This window comes from Treponema sp. (genome assembly GCF_051883275.1).
In the GTDB taxonomy this organism is placed as follows: Bacteria; Spirochaetota; Spirochaetia; order Treponematales; family Treponemataceae; genus Treponema_D.
In genome coordinates this window covers 1-1,719 of the sequence record NZ_JBJETK010000009.1, presented here as the reverse complement: position 1 = coordinate 1,719, position 1,719 = coordinate 1, and the positions used below count along the sequence as shown (strand labels likewise).

At 43.0% G+C, this 1,719-nt stretch carries 1 protein-coding gene; it reads right to left on the bottom strand.

Features of this window, described 5'->3' with window-relative positions:
* Window positions 1–145: 145 nt before the first annotated feature.
* A complete protein-coding gene (locus ACI4L0_RS00890) occupies window positions 146–1,459 on the bottom strand; it encodes an IS4 family transposase (RefSeq protein ID WP_439798289.1) in 1,314 nt (437 codons plus the stop codon).
* Between the last annotated feature and the right edge of the window lie 260 nt (window positions 1,460–1,719).

The window sequence follows — 1,719 nt, the reverse complement described above, 5'->3', positions numbered from 1 at the left end:
CCAATGTCATTTAGTTAAGCAGATGGCAGAGGAAGAATATCTCCGAGAGAAGATGATTTATCGAAAAGAGAGTCATCTTCTCTTTTTTGCTGTACGACAAAAAGACAGATGGACATCTGCTTCAAAATAGATTAAGATAAGGATGTTAAGCTACTCTGTAAGTAAAGCTGACGAATGAACGAGGCTTGACTTTGCGAGGGTCGTGTCGTCCATTGCGAACAGGCTGCACATACTTAAGGAGTAAAGCTTCAACATCAGGTGGAGAAAGCGTTGAGCGATCCAGCAGGAACTGTCTGCAAACATCAACAGCAGCCGAGAAATTGAGCTGATAAGTATGTTTGCGTGGTTTGTTCTGAACAACAATGTGAGAGGTAATGGCCTCACAGAAATTGTAAAGGACCAGTCTTGCAAAGATTTCCTGCTTAATGAACTCCACCTTTTTTGAATGGAAATGATTCAAACCAATGGTGTGTTTGAGATCACGGAAAGAGGTTTCAATTCCCCAGCGCATATGATACAGCTCTTTGATTTTCTCCGGTGGGAAGGATTTTCTGTCGAGATTTGTGATGATACATTCATAAGAATCATCCGAGATTTTTAAACGCAGAACACGAAAATCCATATCGTAGAACAGATTGGTATGAAGGTCAAGAAAATCAAAGGTCGATTTCTTGGGAAGAAAATGATACTTTTCAGGATGGGCCTTGACTTCATTGGTTTGCTTTCTGGTTAAGCACTTATGGACGTCAATATCAAAGGTATCCGCTTGCGGGAGCTGAATCGCGCCAAGAATACCGTTGCTGTCCTTGTCCTTTACGCGGATAAGATAGTTCATGCCTTTTCTTTCAATGTGTGCAAAGCAGTTGTAGCTTTCATAGCCACGATCCGCAATAAAGATCGTTTTCCCCGGGTAAGGAAAGCGGTCTGCCATCTGACAGAGGGCACGGGATTCATTTTCTTTGCGCCCCGGCTGAATCAGAGCATCCAGATATCTCTTGCTGCAAAGATCATACAAGGCGTTAAGGTGCAGCAGGTTAAATCCTTTTTCTCCCGGATTGGATTGAAAGTAGTTTTCCTTATCATTGGGGTTTCTGGCTATGTTCAAGTCGCTTCCGTCGCAGGCAACAAGTCTGTAGCCTTCAAACAGATTTTTGCTGGGTACAGCAAAATTGAAAGCATGAAACAGATACAGAAAAGCATCTGAAGAAATCAGGCTTCTGCGCTGAACAAACGCCGATACTGTTGGCGTTGCCAAGTCAAAGGAGAAATAATGTCTTAATTCATGGCCAAGGGCATTGCCTTGCATTTCCAGAATGAGCTTAATCATTGCACTAAAAGGTAATTCCCGAGTTCGGGTAAAGTCCTTATCTGCATGTCGGACATACATACCTTTCAGTGATTCCAGTGAGTTGATTGATTCCATGAGCTTATCCTTGACATATTGGATGTGGTTCTTCATGTGTTTGCCTCCTTGCTTTTTGCAATGAAGGCTTCGCCGCCGATTTTTCCGTTTTTGTCAAGTGTTTCTGCAAAAAAAGTATGAAAAAAGATCCAGGCCGAGTTTTCCCTCTCGTTCTGGATCTTCGTTTATTCTGTTACTGGCATTAACTTAATGACATTGGCTTCGGCGGTGTCTTTTTCTGTATGCGTGGAGCGGATGTGCCGAATGAAACAGCGCGCTCAAGGGAAACGTAATGGAAAAAGGAGGCGCATTCCTTG

Bases quoted from the DNA above. Each gene is read 5' to 3' on its own strand.
- ACI4L0_RS00890 (WP_439798289.1), bottom strand. From the start codon at position 1,459: ATGAAGAACCACATCCAATATGTCAAGGATAAGCTCATGGAATCAATC.